Raw genomic sequence first — 16,075 nt, 5'->3', positions numbered from 1 at the left:
GATCGGGGAAAGCGGGGAGCGATCGCTATTTTTTTGCAATAATCCACACCGCATGAATAATTCCTGGAAAATAACCCAAAAAAGTCAAGACGAGATTGATCCAAAAGTCTCTTCCAATGCCAACTTGCAAGAAAACACCCAACGGGGGAAGAAAAATAGCGATGAGGATACGGAAGAAATCCATAAAAACACCTTTTGAGAATTATCGGGAATATTTACTAGAATGCCATTAATTTGGGAGATAGCTCTCTCTATTCCGATAGAACTGTCAATCTATCGATGAGTAGATAAAACAAACTTACTGTTATATTTGCTACTAAAACGCTGATTATTTTCAATTATTTTAAAATATTAAGTAAATCTAAGTATAGAGGGATTTCTGGAACGGGAATTGCGGGCGATCGCCTAAATGCTTTGCTTTGTGCCAAACCATAACGAAAATTCTCCTAACATCAGGCTGCGTTGCATATTTATTGGCAAGGCAGGAACGTTTTTGGGGGCAGATCGGTCTGGGATGCGTACCGCCAAGAACAATATGAAGTTATCCTATTAAAAAATAAAGGCAAAAATAAGTAAGGCTATTATTGCAGCAAATCCGGCAAAATCTAATCGTCGCTGATATGGGTATTACTGCTGATAGAGAAACGTTGTCCAGGCGAATTAAGGATGCAATGGTAAATGACCTAGACCAGCAGATTGAAGATTCCCTACAGCGACTTGAGCAGCTGTGGCAGTGTACTGAAAAGTTACCGATGTCTCACCAGGAGCCGCTCGTGGATGCTCTGAAAGAACTATCGAACCAGCTGCAAGAAATGCAGATCGTCATAGAGGAACTGCGCCAACAAATTCAGGAAGAACTCGCCGACAAAAATCACGCAGGACTCGAAGAACAGCAGCGTTACCCAGCCGAAGGTGAGTTTATCTCCAATTCCGCTCAGCAAAAAGCTTTGCAGGCAATCGGGTCTGCCTATAGCAACTCAGAGGCAGTTTCCCAGGGAAGGGCGATGGGCTTTTTGGTGACAAATCCAGAAGCAGTAATTTTGTCAGCCAACCGGACAAGCGGTGAGTTGCTCGAAAGCGTTCCAGAAAGCTTGGTAGGTAAGCCGCTGGTGGAGTTCGTGGCAACGGATGCTCGCGGCGACTTTCAGACTCAGCTCAGCGCCCTGCAACAAGGATCTGTTGCCAAAAACTGGGAAATCTGCCTGCAAACAAGGCAGGGTGAGACGTTTACCGCTATATTCACTGTCGAGCCAGTGCAAGAGCCGCAATTTCTGCAAGTCGTGGGTCTGCGCTGGCTGCTGCAACAAATGACTCCATGTCGAGACGCTTCGGCGGTGGATTTTTCACAGACAAAGTGGAAGTGCGGCGATAGCGATTTAGAAAATCCAGTTGAGGAACAAATTGCCCAGAGTGAAAGCGGGGTGCAGGATACCAGCTTGCAAAAAAGGCTGCACGAGCAACCCCACGGGTATCTAAATAGCGATCGCCCAACTCACTTGCAACAGATACTCGACTTTGAAGCAATGCTCAAACGCATTACTAACAAAGTCCGCGATAGCCTCGACGAAAACCATATTTTGCAAACTGCCGTCGCAGAATTAACCTGGGTGTTGGGGATTGAAGGCGGCGATATTGCTTTGTACGATGCCAATCAAACCACGGCGACAATCGCTCACGAATACACCCAAGGATTGCCATCTGCACTAGGGCAAACCGTAACAATTTCCGACTTGTTTAAAGACGATGCTCAATTGCGGCAAGGTCAGTATTTCCAGTTTTGTTACCTAATCCCTGGGATTCGAGGAGCGGTGGCTATCCTAGCTTGTCCGATTTTTGATAGCCAAGCAGTGTTCGGGGAGCTGTGGTTATTTAAACGACAGGAGGATGCTTTCAACGAGCTAGAAATCCAGCTCGTGCAGCAAGTGGCGTCTCAATGCGCGATCGCAATTCGACAAGCCCGACTCTACCAGGCAGCGCAAGCGCAAGTAGCGGAACTGGAAAAACTTAATCGCCTCAAAGATGACTTCCTCAGTACCGTTCCCCATGAATTGCGATCTCCGGTTGCCAACATGAAAATGGCGATTCAGATGTTGGGGATTGCCTTGAATAAAGACCACGGACTGTTCGCCGAACTATCTAAGCCGCCAGCCCAAAGAAACAAAGTGGCTCGCTACTTCCATATTTTGCATAACGAATGCGAGCGAGAAACCAACTTGATCAACGATCTTCTGGAGTGGCAGCGAATCAATGCAGAGATTCAGCCTTTGGTACTGACAAGCATTCAGCTACAAGATTGGCTTCCCACAATTGTAGAACCTTTTCAAAAGCCAGCCCAAGAACGCGATCGCCGCTTAGAAATTCACCTTGAGTCCGAACTGCCTCCTTTAGTATGCGATCGCACCAGTTTAGGACGCATATTAAGCGAGTTACTCAACAATGCCTGCAAATACACACCATCAGCAGAACGCATTGCTGTAAAAGCACATAGCGCCGCAGACAGGATGGAAGTGAGCGTAATCAATACCGGCGTGGAAATTCCAGCAGCCGAACGCGAACGAGTATTTGAAAAGTTTTACCGCATTCCCGACGCCAATCCCTGGAAACAAGGCGGGACTGGTTTAGGACTGGCGCTGGCACAAAAATTGGTCGCCAATTTAGGAGGCACGATTCATCTGGAAAGTACTGCCAATCACACTTGCTTTACAGTGTCATTGCCGCTGAATCCTGCGGTTCTTGCCGAAGCGGAATCTCCCTGAGAAATGTGCCTTCACAAGAATAGTTTTTTAACGCAAACACGACTTACGCAACATCACCACGTCTGCCACCGCAACCACAGGGGGATTGAACCCGAAAAAACGCTATATGTATAAGCTTTGCGTAAGTCCTGGTAAAGTAACGCCAAGGTAAACGCAAAGGTAGGTACGGTTGGATGCATTTCAATGCTTGTAAAAACGCCAGAGCGAGTTAATTCGCGGCTATTGCGTTCAAAGCCTGTGAGCGTATATTTGCAAGCATTGAGATCCACCCCAGAAGTTAGCCCAAACTCTGCGTACCTTGGCGTTACTTTGCGTTGAAAAAATTATTTTTTATGGGCAATCAACCGAACTTGATATCAAAGATAAATTAGCCGCCACTGATTTTAGCTTTGTAGCCCAAAGTTGCGAGAACTTGGACAAGTTTTTGAGTATGATCGCCCTGAATTTCAATCGCATTTTCCTTCACTGTGCCCCCCGTACCGCACTGAGCTTTTAACTGTTTTGCAAGGACTTCCAGCGTTTCTGGTTTTACCTGAAAGCCACTGATTACAGTTACGGTTTTGCCTTTTCTTCCTTTCCGGGATGCCTGAACCTTGAGGTTTTGCTGATTGGAGGGTAGTTCTGGCACGGGTCGTTCTAAGGCATCTGAATTATCGGTGTTTCCAAATTCGGAGTAGATAACGCGATTTTGAGCGGGTGTTTTAGAACTGGATGCTTTGCCCTTGGAAGAAGACATAACAGTGAGTCGGGTAAAAGTTATTCAAGAACAGATTAGATCGAGAAGGAGTCGGAAATATCTCTAAAATTTGTGCGCTTTTGTGTGTGATTTATTCAGATACAGCAGTCCTGAATGAGAGTGTGAGATATATCTGTAGGAGCGCACCTATCTACCATGTAGGGCAATTTTACCGAACTTTGTTAAATCGCGATCGCCGCCAAAATCGAACCAGTCGCCCCTACGGTCTTCAGATGCTACTCCAGTCTTCATCGTAACGGCTGCACCTCCCTGTCCTACTCTATCTCCGAGACGCCAGAACCTTCCATGCCAGTAATTTTGCTTTGGATAAACTCATCGAAACTATAATGAAGTTTATGTTGTAATTCCCACAATTCGCTGTGACACGTACTCCCATTTCTCCTGATTCCCAAGAAACTGCTAACGCTTCTGCACAACAACCCGACGCACTAGGGCGATTTGGACGATTTGGCGGCAAGTACGTGCCGGAAACGTTGATGCCAGCGTTGAGCGAGTTGGAAGCTGCTTTTAAGCAATACCGCGCCGAACCCGCTTTCCAGCAGGAACTTCAAGAATTGCTGCGGGATTATGTGGGTCGCCCCAGTCCCCTTTATTTTGCCGAACGTTTGACGACGTACTATGCAAAGCCAGATGGTACGGGACCGCAAATCTATCTGAAGCGGGAAGATTTGAACCATACGGGCGCTCACAAAATCAACAATGCTTTGGCTCAGGTATTGTTGGCGAAGCGAATGGGCAAGCAGCGGATTATTGCGGAAACGGGTGCCGGACAGCATGGCGTCGCTACAGCCACGGTTTGCGCCCGATTTGGTCTGGATTGCGTCATTTATATGGGCGTCCAGGATATGGAACGGCAATCGCTGAATGTGTTCCGGATGCGGCTGATGGGGGCAGAGGTGCGCCCTGTGGCGGCGGGAACGGGAACGCTCAAAGATGCCACGTCGGAAGCGATTCGGGATTGGGTAACGAATGTCGAAACGACTCACTACATCTTAGGTTCGGTTGCAGGACCTCACCCTTATCCGATGCTGGTGCGCGACTTCCATGCAGTGATTGGTCAAGAAACTCGCGCTCAAGCGATGGAGAAATGGGGCGGCTTGCCGGATATTCTCCTGGCTTGTGTCGGCGGTGGCTCAAATGCGATGGGACTCTTCTACGAGTTTGTGAAGGAGCCATCGGTAAGGCTGATTGGAATTGAGGCGGCTGGGGAGGGTGTTGATACCGAGAAACACGCTGCCACTCTCACTAAGGGACGGGTGGGGGTTTTGCACGGGGCGATGAGCTATTTGCTGCAAGATGAGGATGGTCAGGTGGTGGAGGCGCATTCTATCAGCGCCGGTCTAGATTATCCCGGTGTTGGCCCGGAGCATAGTTATCTCAAGGACGAGGGTCGGGCTGAATATTACAGCGTAACTGACCAAGAGGCTTTGGCAGCGTTTCAGCGCCTGTCGCAGCTAGAGGGAATTATTCCAGCGTTGGAAACGGCTCACGCGATCGCTTACCTCGATATTCTCTGCCCTCAACTGATTGGCAATCCCCGCATTGTCATCAACTGCTCTGGACGCGGCGATAAGGATGTGCAGACAGTTGCTAAATTCCTCAATCATTAAGATTAGCCATATTCCAAGTCAGTCATGGGTCATGGGTAGCAGGTGGTTAAGCAATTAAAAATGCCTAATTAAAAATTGTCAAATCCAGTCGAAGTTGTAGAGACGTTGCATACAACGTCTCTGCTTTGGGTATTTACTGTGTGCAAATTAAATGTGTGACAGTTTACCAACTTTGCCTATTCCTACTACCTACTACTCATCCACTACACTTAATGAATGAGTGCCAAAGCAATTAGGAAATTATTTGCTATGCCAAAAAGCAAATGGTTATTTGCTATTCTATTTTCTGCGATGCTGGCGATTACTGTGTTCCTGGGATATATCCGAACTGATAAAGTTGCCGCACAACAGGAAGGCGATGGTCAAAAGACATTAGTGATGGTGACTTCTGCTGACTATCCACCTTATGAATTTCGAGACACAGCTACTGGCAAAGATGAAATTATTGGATTTGACGTAGACATTGCCAAATATATTACTAAAGAACTAGGCTATGAACTTGAAATTAAAGATACAGACTTTAACGGTTTGATTGCTGCCTTGCAGTCGCGTCGTGCTGACTTTGCTATGGCTGGTATGACCCCTACAGAAGAACGTAAGAAAAATATAGATTTTTCCGATATTTACTATGAAGCAAAAAACACCATTGTTGCCAAAAAAGGTAGCAACCTGACGAAACCAGAAGATTTAGCTGGTAAAAAAGTCGGCGTCCAGTTGGGGACGACTCAAGAAAAAGAAGCTAGTAAATTTAAGAACGTCAATCTGGTAGCACTAAATAAAACTGGCGATTTGATCCAAGAGATTAAGTCAAATCGAATTGCAGCCGCTATTCTCGAAGATACAATTGCCAAGGGTTTTGTAGCAAACAATCCAGAGCTGGAATTGAATACCATTTCCAATGGCGAGGCAGCTGGTTCTGCGATCGCTTTCCCTAAAGGTTCGCCGCTTGTTGATGACTTCAACCGAGTGCTTCAGCAAATAAAACAAAGCGGCGAGATAGAAACGCTGGTGAAAAAGTGGTTTGACAACAGTGGAAAAACCGAAAACGCCAGCACTTCAAACTTATCTTTTGCTAAGATAGCACCCAGTATTCCTTACATTCTTCAAGGGGTATTAATTACCTTACAATTTACCGCTATATCGGCAGTTTTAGGATTCATTTGGGGTACAGTGCTGTCTTTGTTGAAAATTTCTAGCATCAAGCTACTGGTTTGGTTTGGAACAGCTTACACATCTATATTTCGAGGCGTACCGCTGCTGGTGACATTATTTATAATATATTACGCAACGCCTCAATTAACTGGCTACAATATTTCCCCACTGCAAGCAGGCGTTATTGCGTTTACTCTCAACTCAGGAGCTTACATTTCTGAGACAATTCGCGCCGGAATTCTTGCAGTTGACAAAGGACAACGGGAAGCTTCTCTGTCGCTGGGTATTCCCTACAAACCGATGATGTTAGATATTATTTTGCCACAGGCGTTAAAGAATATTGGCTCTTCATTACTTGGTATGCTAAAAAGTTGATTCCAAAACTTGAAAGGCTTACCTAGCAAGGTATAACGATTTTGGACTGTATTTTCTATTTAATAAACGCTAAATTGGCTTAAATTCATGGCTAGTATAGCTTGTGGCGCTTCTTGACTATAAATTTAGCATACCAACTACGGAAGAGCCAGAATATTTTGCCAGCGCTGGTAAATGAAAGTAGTGCTTTGCTTAAAGATTCTTCGCTGGTTTCAACGATTGGCGTGACTGACCTGTTACGCCGTGCCTACATTGTGGGAGCCGAAAAATATATTGCTTTTGAACCTTTGATATTTGCGGCTGTTATTTATTATTTGATGATTATGACTCTCACTTTAGGAGGTTATGCACTTGAACGACGATTACAGCGTAGCGATTAAGGTGGAAAATCTGCATAAATCCTTTGGAAATCTCCAAGTTTTGCAAGCAATTTCTACTGAGATTAGACAAGGGGAAGTTGTGGCGGTGATTGGTCCTTCTGGGTCGGGTAAGTCAACTTTTCTCCGTTGCCTAAATTTACTGGAAGTGCCAACTTTGGGACACGTTTATATTCAAGGAGTAGACATCACGACGCGGAAAACCGACATTATGAAGATTCGCCAAAATGTCGGCATGGTATTTCAGCATTTCTATCTATTTCCTCACATGACGGTGTTGAAAAATGTGATGTATGCACCGATGAAAGTGAAGCACGTTTCTAAGGAGGAGGCGCGGCGAGAAGGACTGGAATTGTTATCAAAGGTAGGTTTGTCGGAAAAAGCAGATATTTATCCCTCTAAGTTGTCGGGGGGACAAAAGCAGCGGGTAGCGATCGCGCGTTCCTTGGCAATGAAGCCAGATATCATGTTGTTTGACGAACCAACCTCCGCACTCGACCCAGAAATGGTGAAAGAGGTGTTAGAAGTAATGCAAGACTTGACTAAAACTGGCATCACGATGGCAATTGTTACCCATGAAATGGGGTTTGCGCGGGAAGTTGCCGATCGCATTTTGTTTCTTGATGGGGGACGACTGGCTGAAGATTCACCGCCGAAGGAGTTTTTTATCAATCCCAAGAGCGATCGCGCTAAGCAATTTCTTGATAAAATATTGTAAAAGATATCCGAAGTTGATTGAGTAACTTCTGTACTCTTAGATAAATAAGTAACTTGAGGTTTCCTACTGGCATATTTGGGGTGCGAGGCATCACGTCAAAGTGTATGTGCTTGACTTATTCGCCCCAAGAACAAGAGATTTCTGCTTCGATTACTCTCCACTCATCCTGAAAGTAGTAGATACAAATTTACAGCGTTCTAAATATATTTTAGCAACTTTATCCATCGGGTTGTGGTATAGACAATCTTGAAAGAGTTGTGCAGCCTCACTAATTTTTTGATTTTTATAGAATAACAAAGCCTTTTCAAATATTGTTTTTGCGGTCAATTTACCATTTTTTAATTCCGCTAAATCTCCATCAAATACTTCATAAACTGTTACTTCTTCAGATTTCCCTTTAATTTTCACCCGATCGATAATACGGATGAAATAATCAGAGGAATTCTGTAACTGCAAAAAAGTCTGGTGACTGATTAATAATGACACTCCATACTCTTTCGTCAATCCTTCAATACGGGAGGCTAAATTGACAGCATCGCTGATGACAGTGCCCTGCATCCGGTTGTTTCCTCCCACTGTGCCCAACATCAAAGAGCCTGTATTGATGCCAATCCCGATCTGAATTGGAGGATAACCAGCTTGGGCGCGATGCTGATTATATTCGGCAAGATTATGTAGCATGGTAATCGCTGCTTTAATAGCATCATCTGCACCGCCGCTAAACAGTGCCATAATTCCATCACCGATATATTTATCAATAAAGCCATTATGCTTGGTAATCGCAGGCTCCATGCGGCTCAAAAAGGCATTAATAAATTGAAAATTGTCTGACGGCGTCATTTTTTCCGAAAGTGCAGTAAAGTCTCGAATATCGGCAAATAACACCGACATTTCCTGCTGCACTTGGTCGCCTAATGTGACATCGACAATGCTTTCTTTCTTCAAAAACTGAAGAAATTCACGCGGTACAAACCGTTCGTAAGCGATGTTGAGTTGATAAAGTTGATTAATCAAATTTATCCGTTCTGCTTCTGCCTGTTTGCGTTGCGTGATATCTTGAAAGGCAGCGATCGCGTACACAATTTTGCCCTTTTCATCAAAAATTGGCGTTGCCCACACCTCTATCGGGATAATCTTGTCTGCTTGGTGAACCTCCATATCATCAACAGTCGAGCAGGAGCCGCTCAACGCCAGCATCAGCGGCTGTCGGGCAGTCGGGTACAACCTATCTGTCCCTGCCACATAAGCTTGATAAACTTCTGGCAGTTGAGCGGTGGTGTCTTCCGGGGCGATGCCCTTGCCGAGTAACCGCTGTGCCGTATGATTGGCGTAGTAGGGTTTGCCGCTCGCATCAATCACGAAAACACCTACCGGCACGGCTTCTAGAAATTGAGCCAACCTTCTCTCGCTGGCACGCACTGCCTCCTCTGCCTTGTTATGCAACTCGGCTTCCACCGTATCAGAGTGTTCCGTAGTCGTCTCTAGCAAAATTTCCAAATCGGTCTTATCTCTAGTAACGATTGTCAAAAGAGACTGGAGTGCTGCTTGACTAGCTTGTAGTGCTTCTTCGGTACGCTGGCGCTCGGCAATTTCGGCTTGTAGTTGTTGATTGGACTGATGCAACTGAGCTTCAACCATATCGGAGTGTTCTGTAGTCGTCTCCAGCAAGATTTCCAAGTCAGCTTTTTTGTTTTTCAAGCCTTCCAATTCCCGGCGCAGACTGGCGATTTCTAAAAGCAGATGTTCTGTTGAGGGTTGTTCTTTCTGCATCGCCTTAGGATTTGCACTTTGACGAAAATTAACTTATCTAGTTTTAAATGCCAGTACCTAGCCTTGTAGGGGTTTTTATGCCAATTCCAGCTGCAAAGAAGGCATTAGCCGCTGCAAATTCTTCAATGACTTACTTTGCCAGGGGATATTTTTAGAGCCTTGTACAATCATCTGAATACTTTCTTTTTGACGCACATTGATGACAAATTTCGACAGAACATTGATTCCCGAACTATTTAGAAATTCTAGTTCCCGCAAGTTCAGGGTAATTGTTGGTGGCTCTGAGTCAACTAAATCATTGAGTAACTTCACAATTGGTGCATATTCTTCCATTCCACTGAGTCGGAGGGAACCTTGGAAGATTGCTGTTTCAGTAACTGAGTCGTACCAAATGCTGTAATCTTCAGTCTTAATATCCATTACGCATCAACTCCTTGCATATTCTGAGCGACTAGGTAAGCTATACTGCCAACTGCACCATTGTGGTCACGGCGATCGCTTCCGGCTCCAGCTCTTTTTGGATAGTCTCAAACTTCCAGCCTAGCTTAGCCTGATAATCGTTCATCATTGTCAAAAAGCCTAACCCAGATTCGCTCTCGCTCTCGTCTTCTGCATTTTTTTCTAGCTGACGAAGATACAACTCACTGGGATCGCAGGTGGTTAAGTGTGTGATAAATGTCTGAAACTTAGCGATCGCGCCTGGATTGATATTGTTAGTGGCGAGGAATACAAGGCGATCGCTATGCATTTGTAGCCGAATGCTGATAGATTGCAGCGATGTGTCATCATTAAATTTCATAGCATTCTCTAGCAACTCATTGGCGATAAAACTAACAGCACTCTTGATCTCTGCTTTTGGATCGGTTTCGGTCTTATTCTTATTACCAGGAAAGAAAGTTGCAAAATAGTCAGCCATAAAATCAGCCGACAAACCATTGTTGCGCCAGCGTTGCTTTAGCGGGATGGAGGTAGGCGAAAATACAATTGTCAAGCCTTCCTGACTGCTCGGCAGCTCGTCCCTGAAGTCTCCGAATATTTGAATCATATCAATTTTGTCATTTGGTAATTGGTAATATTTTTAAGTTTGAATTAAATAATATTCTTCTAACTTAACACTCATTAACGATTACCGATTTTTGTTTGAACATTTTAGAGCATTTGCTCATTAATTTTCCTCTACACAGCCAATCGGAATCTCAATGTAGAATTCTGTTCCTTGTCCTGGCTCAGAGATACATCTAAGCTGTCCCCCATGTTTTTCTACCACAATTTGGTAACTGATTGATAGACCCAATCCGGTGCCTTTACCGACTTGTTTAGTTGTAAATAAAGGTTTAAATAACTGTTGCTTTGCCTCTTCGGAAATTCCAGCTCCATTATCGGCAATCCGGATCGCGATATGAGAAAAATTAAGTTCCAAACATGAAGAATTAACCAATCCGTTTTCATCCTTTATCCTTGGTTCTCCATACTTTATTTCAGTATGAATCCAAATAGTAGGCACGGGGTTTTGATTGTTACTGAAAACTAACGTTCCAGATGCCATTGCTTCTTCTAGCGCATCAATGGCATTGGCAATGAGATTCATAAACACTTGATTTAGTTGTCCAGCATAGCACTCTACAAGCGGGATGTTTTCATATTCTTTAATTAATTTAATTTCCGGGCGATTTCCGTTAGGAGTCAGGCGATGTTTCAAAATCAGTAGAGTACTATCAATCCCATCATGAATATTAAAAAGTGTCTTAATGGATGTATCGGCACGAGAGAAGGTTCGCAGAGACACGCTAATTTGATGGATGCGGTCTATGCCTATTTTCATAGAAGAAAGTATTTTAGGCAGGTCTTCGGTTAAGAAGTCAATATCAATAGCTTGTGCCTCTGATTGGATTTCCGGTGCTGGATTTGAATAATGCTGTTGGTAAAGTTTTAACAACCTGAGTAAATTGCAGGTGTAGTCATAGGCATAGGCGAGATTGCCAGATAGAAAGTTAACTGGATTGTTGATTTCGTGGGCAATTCCGGCGACCAATTGCCCAAGAGAGGACATTTTTTCACTTTGTACTAATTGAACTTGAGCTTGCTGCAAGTCGCGCAGCGATCGCTCTAATTGTTGAGCTTTTTCTCGTTCTCGCGCTTCGCTTGCCCTGAGAGATTGCTCAATCTGCTGGCGCTCCGTGATATCAATGGTGGTTCCCTCGTAGTAGAGTAAGGTGCCGTTGGCATCACAAATCGCACGGGTATTCTCCGAAATCCAGATGATGCTGCCATCTTGGCGATAAATTTGATACTCGAATCCCTTAACTTCACCCTGCTCGGTTAATAAATCTATGAGATTGTCACGGCATTTCGGGTCAACATAAACTTGATATTTGATTTCTGGGATGCTATTCATCATCTCCTCAGGAGACTCATAGCCGTAGATTTTTGCCAATGCCGGATTCACACAGATGTAGTGTCCGTCCAATGTAATCTGAAAAATCCCCTCAATAGCGTTTTCAAAAATACTGCGATACCTAGCTTCCGCTTGTTGCAGCGCTTCTGCGGCTCGCTTGCGCTCGGTGGTGTCTTGAAAGGCGGCAATAGCATAAGCAATATTGTCCTTGTCATCAAAAATTGGGGACGCCCACACCTCTATAGGAATCAATTTGTCTGTTTGGTGAATCTCCGAATTGTCAACGGCTACTTTTTCGCCTCTCAACGCCCGCACGAGCGGCAGGCGATCGCTGGGGTACAATTGCTCTGTGCCTGCGACATAGAGTTGATAACTCTCTGACAATTCCTCAAGAGTGGTTTCTGACATAATACCTTTGCCCAGGATTTGCTGTGCTGTCTGATTGGCGTAGTAGGATTTACCGCTAGCATCAACCACGAAGACACCCACTGGCAGAGCTTCCAGAAATTGCGCCAGCCTGCGATCGCTTTGCTTGCCCGCCTCCACTGCCTTGTCATACAACTGAGCTGTAACCGTATCTGAATGTTCTGTCGTATTCTCCAGCAAGATTTCCAGGTCAGCCTTTTCTCTTTTCAAGTCTTCCAGTTCTTGGGACAAGCTTTCTATCCTCAAAAAGAGCTGTTCTGTTAATGCTTTTTCTTTCTCGATTGCCATAGGTTTTTATTTTTGCCAGAAAATGACTTCCCCTAGCAAGGGATATTTTTAGAATTTTGGATCGCTATTTAAATATTCCCTTTCTCAGTAACTTTTCTAACAAACTTTACAGAACATTTTCCTGCAAACTCGGCTTATTTCTGTTTGAGAACCAGCAAAGTGATGTCATCGTCAATTTTCTGTTCGCCGATATGCTGCCGCAGATCGTCAATTACGGCTTGTTTAATTTCCCCAACCGTCTGTTGCCAGTTGCGGCTGACTATCTCACACAGCCGCTCTAACCCGTATCGTACCCTGAATCTATTTTCGGCTTCAGTGATGCCATCGGTGTACAGCACCACTACGTCCCCTGAATGCAATTGCAACTGAATCTGGGCGACGAAATTGGTAATGTCTGCTTCTAGCCCAATCGGGAAGCCTAAATCAACCGTGTCAATCCGTTCCACCTCACCGCCGGAACGCACGACAATCATTTCTTCGTGTTGTCCGGTCAGGCGCAGCGTTCCTGCTTGGTAATCCAGTAAGGAGAGGCTGAGATTTTTATCGCAATTCATCCGCTGCACATTGTGATAAATGGTTCGGTTGAGTACGTCCAAGAATTTCCTGGGGTCGGTTTCGTTGTTTTCCAGTAGCGTCCGGACTGCTGTCTGCACCATGATCGTTAAGACGCCGCTTTCGAGTCCGTGTCCGGTTACATCGCCGATCCCGATTTTGACCTTATCCTCGTAATTGAGTACATCGTAGTAGTCGCCGCCTACCTCTTCGGCTGGTTCCATAAAGCTGGCAATCTCCAGTCCGGCAATCGATTCAAGTTCTTGCTGTTTGGGCAATAGCATCTGTTGCAGTCGGCGCGTCACGGCTAACTCAGCGCCCATGCGGATATTGTCGGCTTGGAGACGCTCGTTGAGGGCAAGAATCTCGCCGTTGGCGTGAGCGAGTTCGCTGGTGCGTTCCTCAACTTTTTGTTCCAAAGTGTAGCTGTAATTCCGCACCGCCTCCTCAGCTTGCTTGCGCTCAGTAATATCGCGCACCAGGATCACATATTCTTGGAAGTCTTGATTGAAACGGTTGGAGACGGCTGCCTCAACAATGGTAGGATGTTCGGGCGTTTTTAGGGTATGTTCGCTTCGGCTCGACCAATCATCTGGCTGACCTGCCAAGGCGGGAAATATCTGGTTGAGACGATATCCCAGGAGATGGGGAGCGATCGCTGTTAATAGTTGCTCGGCGGCTGGGTTGGCTTGACGAATGACGCCGTTTTCATCGACTACGAGAATCGCGTCAATGGCAATATTGAACAAATGCTCAGACTGTTCTCTGGCTTCGACGATTGCCGTGACTTGGGGCAAACTTGTCCAGCAAGCGATCGCTACCCCAACAAAAGCAATCGTCAGCAGCAGCACCACATACAGATTGTTGCTGTTATGACCAACGTCTATCATTCCGACTCTGGCTCTAAACACCCAGCTAATGGTGGCAGCGCTACAGATCAGTAAGATCAGGATGACCACCTGAAAGGCGACAAAATCGGATATTTTAGTTTGCGATCGCCCTCGGTAATGCTGAATCCACCAAGCGGGATGAAAGGGTGCCAACCGGATGTGGCGCATCACCCGATCTGCTGCCAAAATCCCTAGGGGAAATAGCAACCCAATCAAGAAGTCTTTCCAACCCCAAGCCAAACCCCCAACCACCAAGACAACGACTTCCAGCAAAAACAAGACACCCGACCACCAAGGCAGAAATACCTCCGGTCTCTTTCGGCGCAGCCACAGTGCTAAATGCACCGACATGATCGATACAAACCAGCCGGTGTTACTCACGACCGCAATCCGGGGGACATCTCCCCAAGCTAGACAAATCAGACTGAGCAACAACGTCAGCACCAAGGCGGGACCGAATACACCCCGTCGGGACACCACAGCGAACACGGGAGATAAATGTCCGTCCACGGCAAGTTGGTACAGCATCCGGGGACAGTTGGAAACCACCGTCGCGCACGAGAGAAGCGAACCAGCGGCAAGAAAAAAGGTAACGATGAAAGCTGCCGACTTTCCCCAGAATGGCGTGGAAACCGCTAACAAATTTAAGAAGGTGTCACCGCCCAGACTTGGGTCGGTGGCTAAGCGCATCAGTACCCAGGAACCCCCCAGAAAGATGGGCGGCATGATCCAAGATGAGATAGTTAGGAACCGCAACGTTTCATCAGGACGGCGGCTATCGGCAACAAATGCAGACGCAGATTCACAAGCGTAGGTCGTGTAGGTGACGAAGAATAACCACTTCGCCCAATCCACAAAAGAGAGATGCGACCAAGTGGTCGGGAAAAAGCCAGGACTGGCTGGGGAAGTGGCTAACCAGCCGATGCCAAATAGGCAAAAAGCGAGTAAAAGTCCAATTGCCGGGATGACAAAAAATAAGTGCAGAATACTTAAGGCGCGGGTGCCGCTAAACGCCAAAATAAAAGTGATCAGCGTAAAGCCAATTTTTACGAGAGTATCGGGACAAGCAATCCCTAAAGGCTCCAGGTTTACCTTAATCAGTTCTGTAAGCACAACTACGTTAATCGCCAGCGTTGAGACCCAGCTGAAGAAGTAACCAATTGCTGCGTAACGGGCTAGCCCCGGATAGTGCTTTAGCAACCGGGTGGTATAGTTGGGCGTTCCTCCGGCTACGTCGGGAAAATGCCTGCCTAAGCGTTTTACTTGCAGGTTTAGCAAGATGCCGAGGATTGTTCCTGGCAACCAGACGAAAATAGCCCCAGTTCCCAGAGCAACGTGCAGTGCGGGGGCAATGGCAGGCCACGAGATATGAGCTGTCAGACCAAAGCCCCACGTTTCTAGAGAGCTAAGACTGCGGGGTAAGCGCGGGGCTGAGTACCGATTTGGAGGGGCAGAGTCTATTATTGTCGGCAATGGTGTTGAGGTCATCAGGTTTATTAGTGTTTTTATGTCAATTTATTTTCAGCGCTTGACAATGAGAGCGATCGCGTTATGGAGATTTAGGATAATTAATCGCAGTAGGATACTTTCTTTTAATTTATATGTCGAACTATTTCTGTTTGAGTACTGGCAAACTGATGCCATTGTAAATCGTTGGATACGCAAATAGCCGCACGTTTTCAACACAACGCTGTTCTAGCAAGTATTGCATCACAGACCTATTTTCGGCTTCGGTAATTTCATGGGTTCTACTAAGTTATTTTCTCTAGATACACTTGCTCATCTGTTCGTTGAAGAAGAGTTGTCATGAACGATAAAGTAGGAACTATAGCAGTCCTATTTGATTGGTGAGACTTTTTTAACGAACCGCAGAGGACGCCAAGGACGCAGAGGGAAGAGAAGAGAAGAGAGAAGAGAGAAGAGAAGAAGAGGGAAGAGGAGTTCACAGATAAATTAGGATGGCGATGAATTGTTGAGAATATATCCTTGAATGGGATAAGAATACTTAA

12 protein-coding genes are annotated in these 16,075 nt (G+C 45.6%); 5 read left to right on the top strand and 7 right to left on the bottom strand.

From position 1 onward, the window contains the following. Positions 1-25: 25 nt before the first annotated feature. A complete protein-coding gene (locus tag ACFW2W_RS07200; RefSeq protein WP_378175301.1) occupies positions 26-184 on the bottom strand; it encodes a YqaE/Pmp3 family membrane protein in 159 nt (52 codons plus the stop codon). Positions 185-584: 400 nt separating this feature from the next. On the opposite strand from ACFW2W_RS07200, the gene ACFW2W_RS07195 reads away from it, so the two are divergent. After that, a complete protein-coding gene (locus ACFW2W_RS07195) occupies positions 585-2,756 on the top strand; it encodes an ATP-binding protein (RefSeq protein WP_378175298.1) in 2,172 nt (723 codons plus the stop codon). A gap of 367 nt (positions 2,757-3,123) precedes the next feature. Here the strand turns inward: ACFW2W_RS07195 and ACFW2W_RS07190 are convergent, their stop codons facing one another. Beyond that, complete coding sequence (locus tag ACFW2W_RS07190; RefSeq protein WP_378175295.1) at positions 3,124-3,492, bottom strand: translation initiation factor; 369 nt, start codon at positions 3,490-3,492, stop codon at positions 3,124-3,126. Between the two features lie 380 nt (positions 3,493-3,872). On the opposite strand from ACFW2W_RS07190, the gene trpB reads away from it, so the two are divergent. The 4 genes from trpB to ACFW2W_RS07170 all read left to right on the top strand — a co-directional run bounded on the left by trpB (position 3,873) and on the right by ACFW2W_RS07170 (position 7,745). Then, the gene (gene trpB, locus ACFW2W_RS07185) at positions 3,873-5,123 is read left to right on the top strand and encodes a tryptophan synthase subunit beta (RefSeq protein WP_378175292.1); all 1,251 of its coding nucleotides are present in this window, start codon (positions 3,873-3,875) and stop codon (positions 5,121-5,123) included. Positions 5,124-5,372: 249 nt separating this feature from the next. Further along, a complete protein-coding gene (locus tag ACFW2W_RS07180; protein WP_378175289.1) occupies positions 5,373-6,650 on the top strand; it encodes an ABC transporter substrate-binding protein/permease in 1,278 nt (425 codons plus the stop codon). 113 nt (positions 6,651-6,763) lie between these two features. Then, positions 6,764-7,030: a hypothetical protein gene (locus ACFW2W_RS07175; RefSeq protein ID WP_378175286.1), complete on the top strand. Its 267-nt coding sequence runs from the start codon at positions 6,764-6,766 to the stop codon at positions 7,028-7,030. Continuing rightward, positions 6,996-7,745: an amino acid ABC transporter ATP-binding protein gene (locus tag ACFW2W_RS07170; protein ID WP_378175283.1), complete on the top strand. Its 750-nt coding sequence runs from the start codon at positions 6,996-6,998 to the stop codon at positions 7,743-7,745. Before ACFW2W_RS07175 ends, ACFW2W_RS07170 begins: the two co-directional genes overlap by 35 nt. 150 nt (positions 7,746-7,895) lie before the next feature. Here the strand turns inward: ACFW2W_RS07170 and ACFW2W_RS07165 are convergent, their stop codons facing one another. From ACFW2W_RS07165 to ACFW2W_RS07145, 5 genes are all read right to left on the bottom strand, one after another. Beyond that, entirely contained in the window at positions 7,896-9,515 is a 1,620-nt protein-coding gene (locus ACFW2W_RS07165) for an adenylate/guanylate cyclase domain-containing protein (RefSeq protein WP_378175280.1), read from the bottom strand. Between the two features lie 75 nt (positions 9,516-9,590). Continuing rightward, the gene (locus tag ACFW2W_RS07160) at positions 9,591-9,935 is read right to left on the bottom strand and encodes a hypothetical protein (RefSeq protein WP_378175277.1); all 345 of its coding nucleotides are present in this window, start codon (positions 9,933-9,935) and stop codon (positions 9,591-9,593) included. Positions 9,936-9,975: 40 nt separating this feature from the next. Continuing rightward, positions 9,976-10,560, bottom strand: a complete 585-nt coding sequence (locus ACFW2W_RS07155) for a DUF6272 family protein (protein ID WP_378175274.1) — start codon at positions 10,558-10,560, stop codon at positions 9,976-9,978. A gap of 120 nt (positions 10,561-10,680) precedes the next feature. Beyond that, positions 10,681-12,624 carry a PAS domain S-box protein gene (locus ACFW2W_RS07150; protein ID WP_378175271.1) on the bottom strand — a complete coding sequence of 648 codons (1,944 nt, stop codon included), beginning with the start codon at positions 12,622-12,624 and terminating at the stop codon, positions 10,681-10,683. A gap of 134 nt (positions 12,625-12,758) precedes the next feature. Further along, positions 12,759-15,554, bottom strand: coding sequence for a SpoIIE family protein phosphatase (locus ACFW2W_RS07145; protein WP_378175269.1), 2,796 nt, complete (start codon positions 15,552-15,554; stop codon positions 12,759-12,761). Between the last annotated feature and the right edge of the window lie 521 nt (positions 15,555-16,075).

This window comes from Coleofasciculus sp. H7-2, assembly GCF_042747725.1.
In the GTDB taxonomy this organism is placed as follows: Bacteria; Cyanobacteriota; Cyanobacteriia; order Cyanobacteriales; family FACHB-T130; genus FACHB-T130.
Note: the sequence above shows the minus strand (reverse complement) of the source record. Positions and strands in the feature narration are given on the sequence as shown.

Bases quoted from the DNA above. Each gene is read 5' to 3' on its own strand.
- ACFW2W_RS07200 (WP_378175301.1), bottom strand. From the start codon at position 184: ATGGATTTCTTCCGTATCCTCATCGCTATTTTTCTTCCCCCGTTGGGT.
- ACFW2W_RS07190 (WP_378175295.1), bottom strand. From the start codon at position 3,492: ATGTCTTCTTCCAAGGGCAAAGCATCCAGTTCTAAAACACCCGCTCAA.
- ACFW2W_RS07180 (WP_378175289.1), top strand. From the start codon at position 5,373: ATGCCAAAAAGCAAATGGTTATTTGCTATTCTATTTTCTGCGATGCTG.
- ACFW2W_RS07170 (WP_378175283.1), top strand. From the start codon at position 6,996: ATGCACTTGAACGACGATTACAGCGTAGCGATTAAGGTGGAAAATCTG.
- ACFW2W_RS07165 (WP_378175280.1), bottom strand. From the start codon at position 9,515: ATGCAGAAAGAACAACCCTCAACAGAACATCTGCTTTTAGAAATCGCC.
- ACFW2W_RS07160 (WP_378175277.1), bottom strand. From the start codon at position 9,935: ATGGATATTAAGACTGAAGATTACAGCATTTGGTACGACTCAGTTACT.
- ACFW2W_RS07155 (WP_378175274.1), bottom strand. From the start codon at position 10,560: ATGATTCAAATATTCGGAGACTTCAGGGACGAGCTGCCGAGCAGTCAG.
- ACFW2W_RS07150 (WP_378175271.1), bottom strand. From the start codon at position 12,624: ATGGCAATCGAGAAAGAAAAAGCATTAACAGAACAGCTCTTTTTGAGG.
- ACFW2W_RS07145 (WP_378175269.1), bottom strand. From the start codon at position 15,554: ATGACCTCAACACCATTGCCGACAATAATAGACTCTGCCCCTCCAAAT.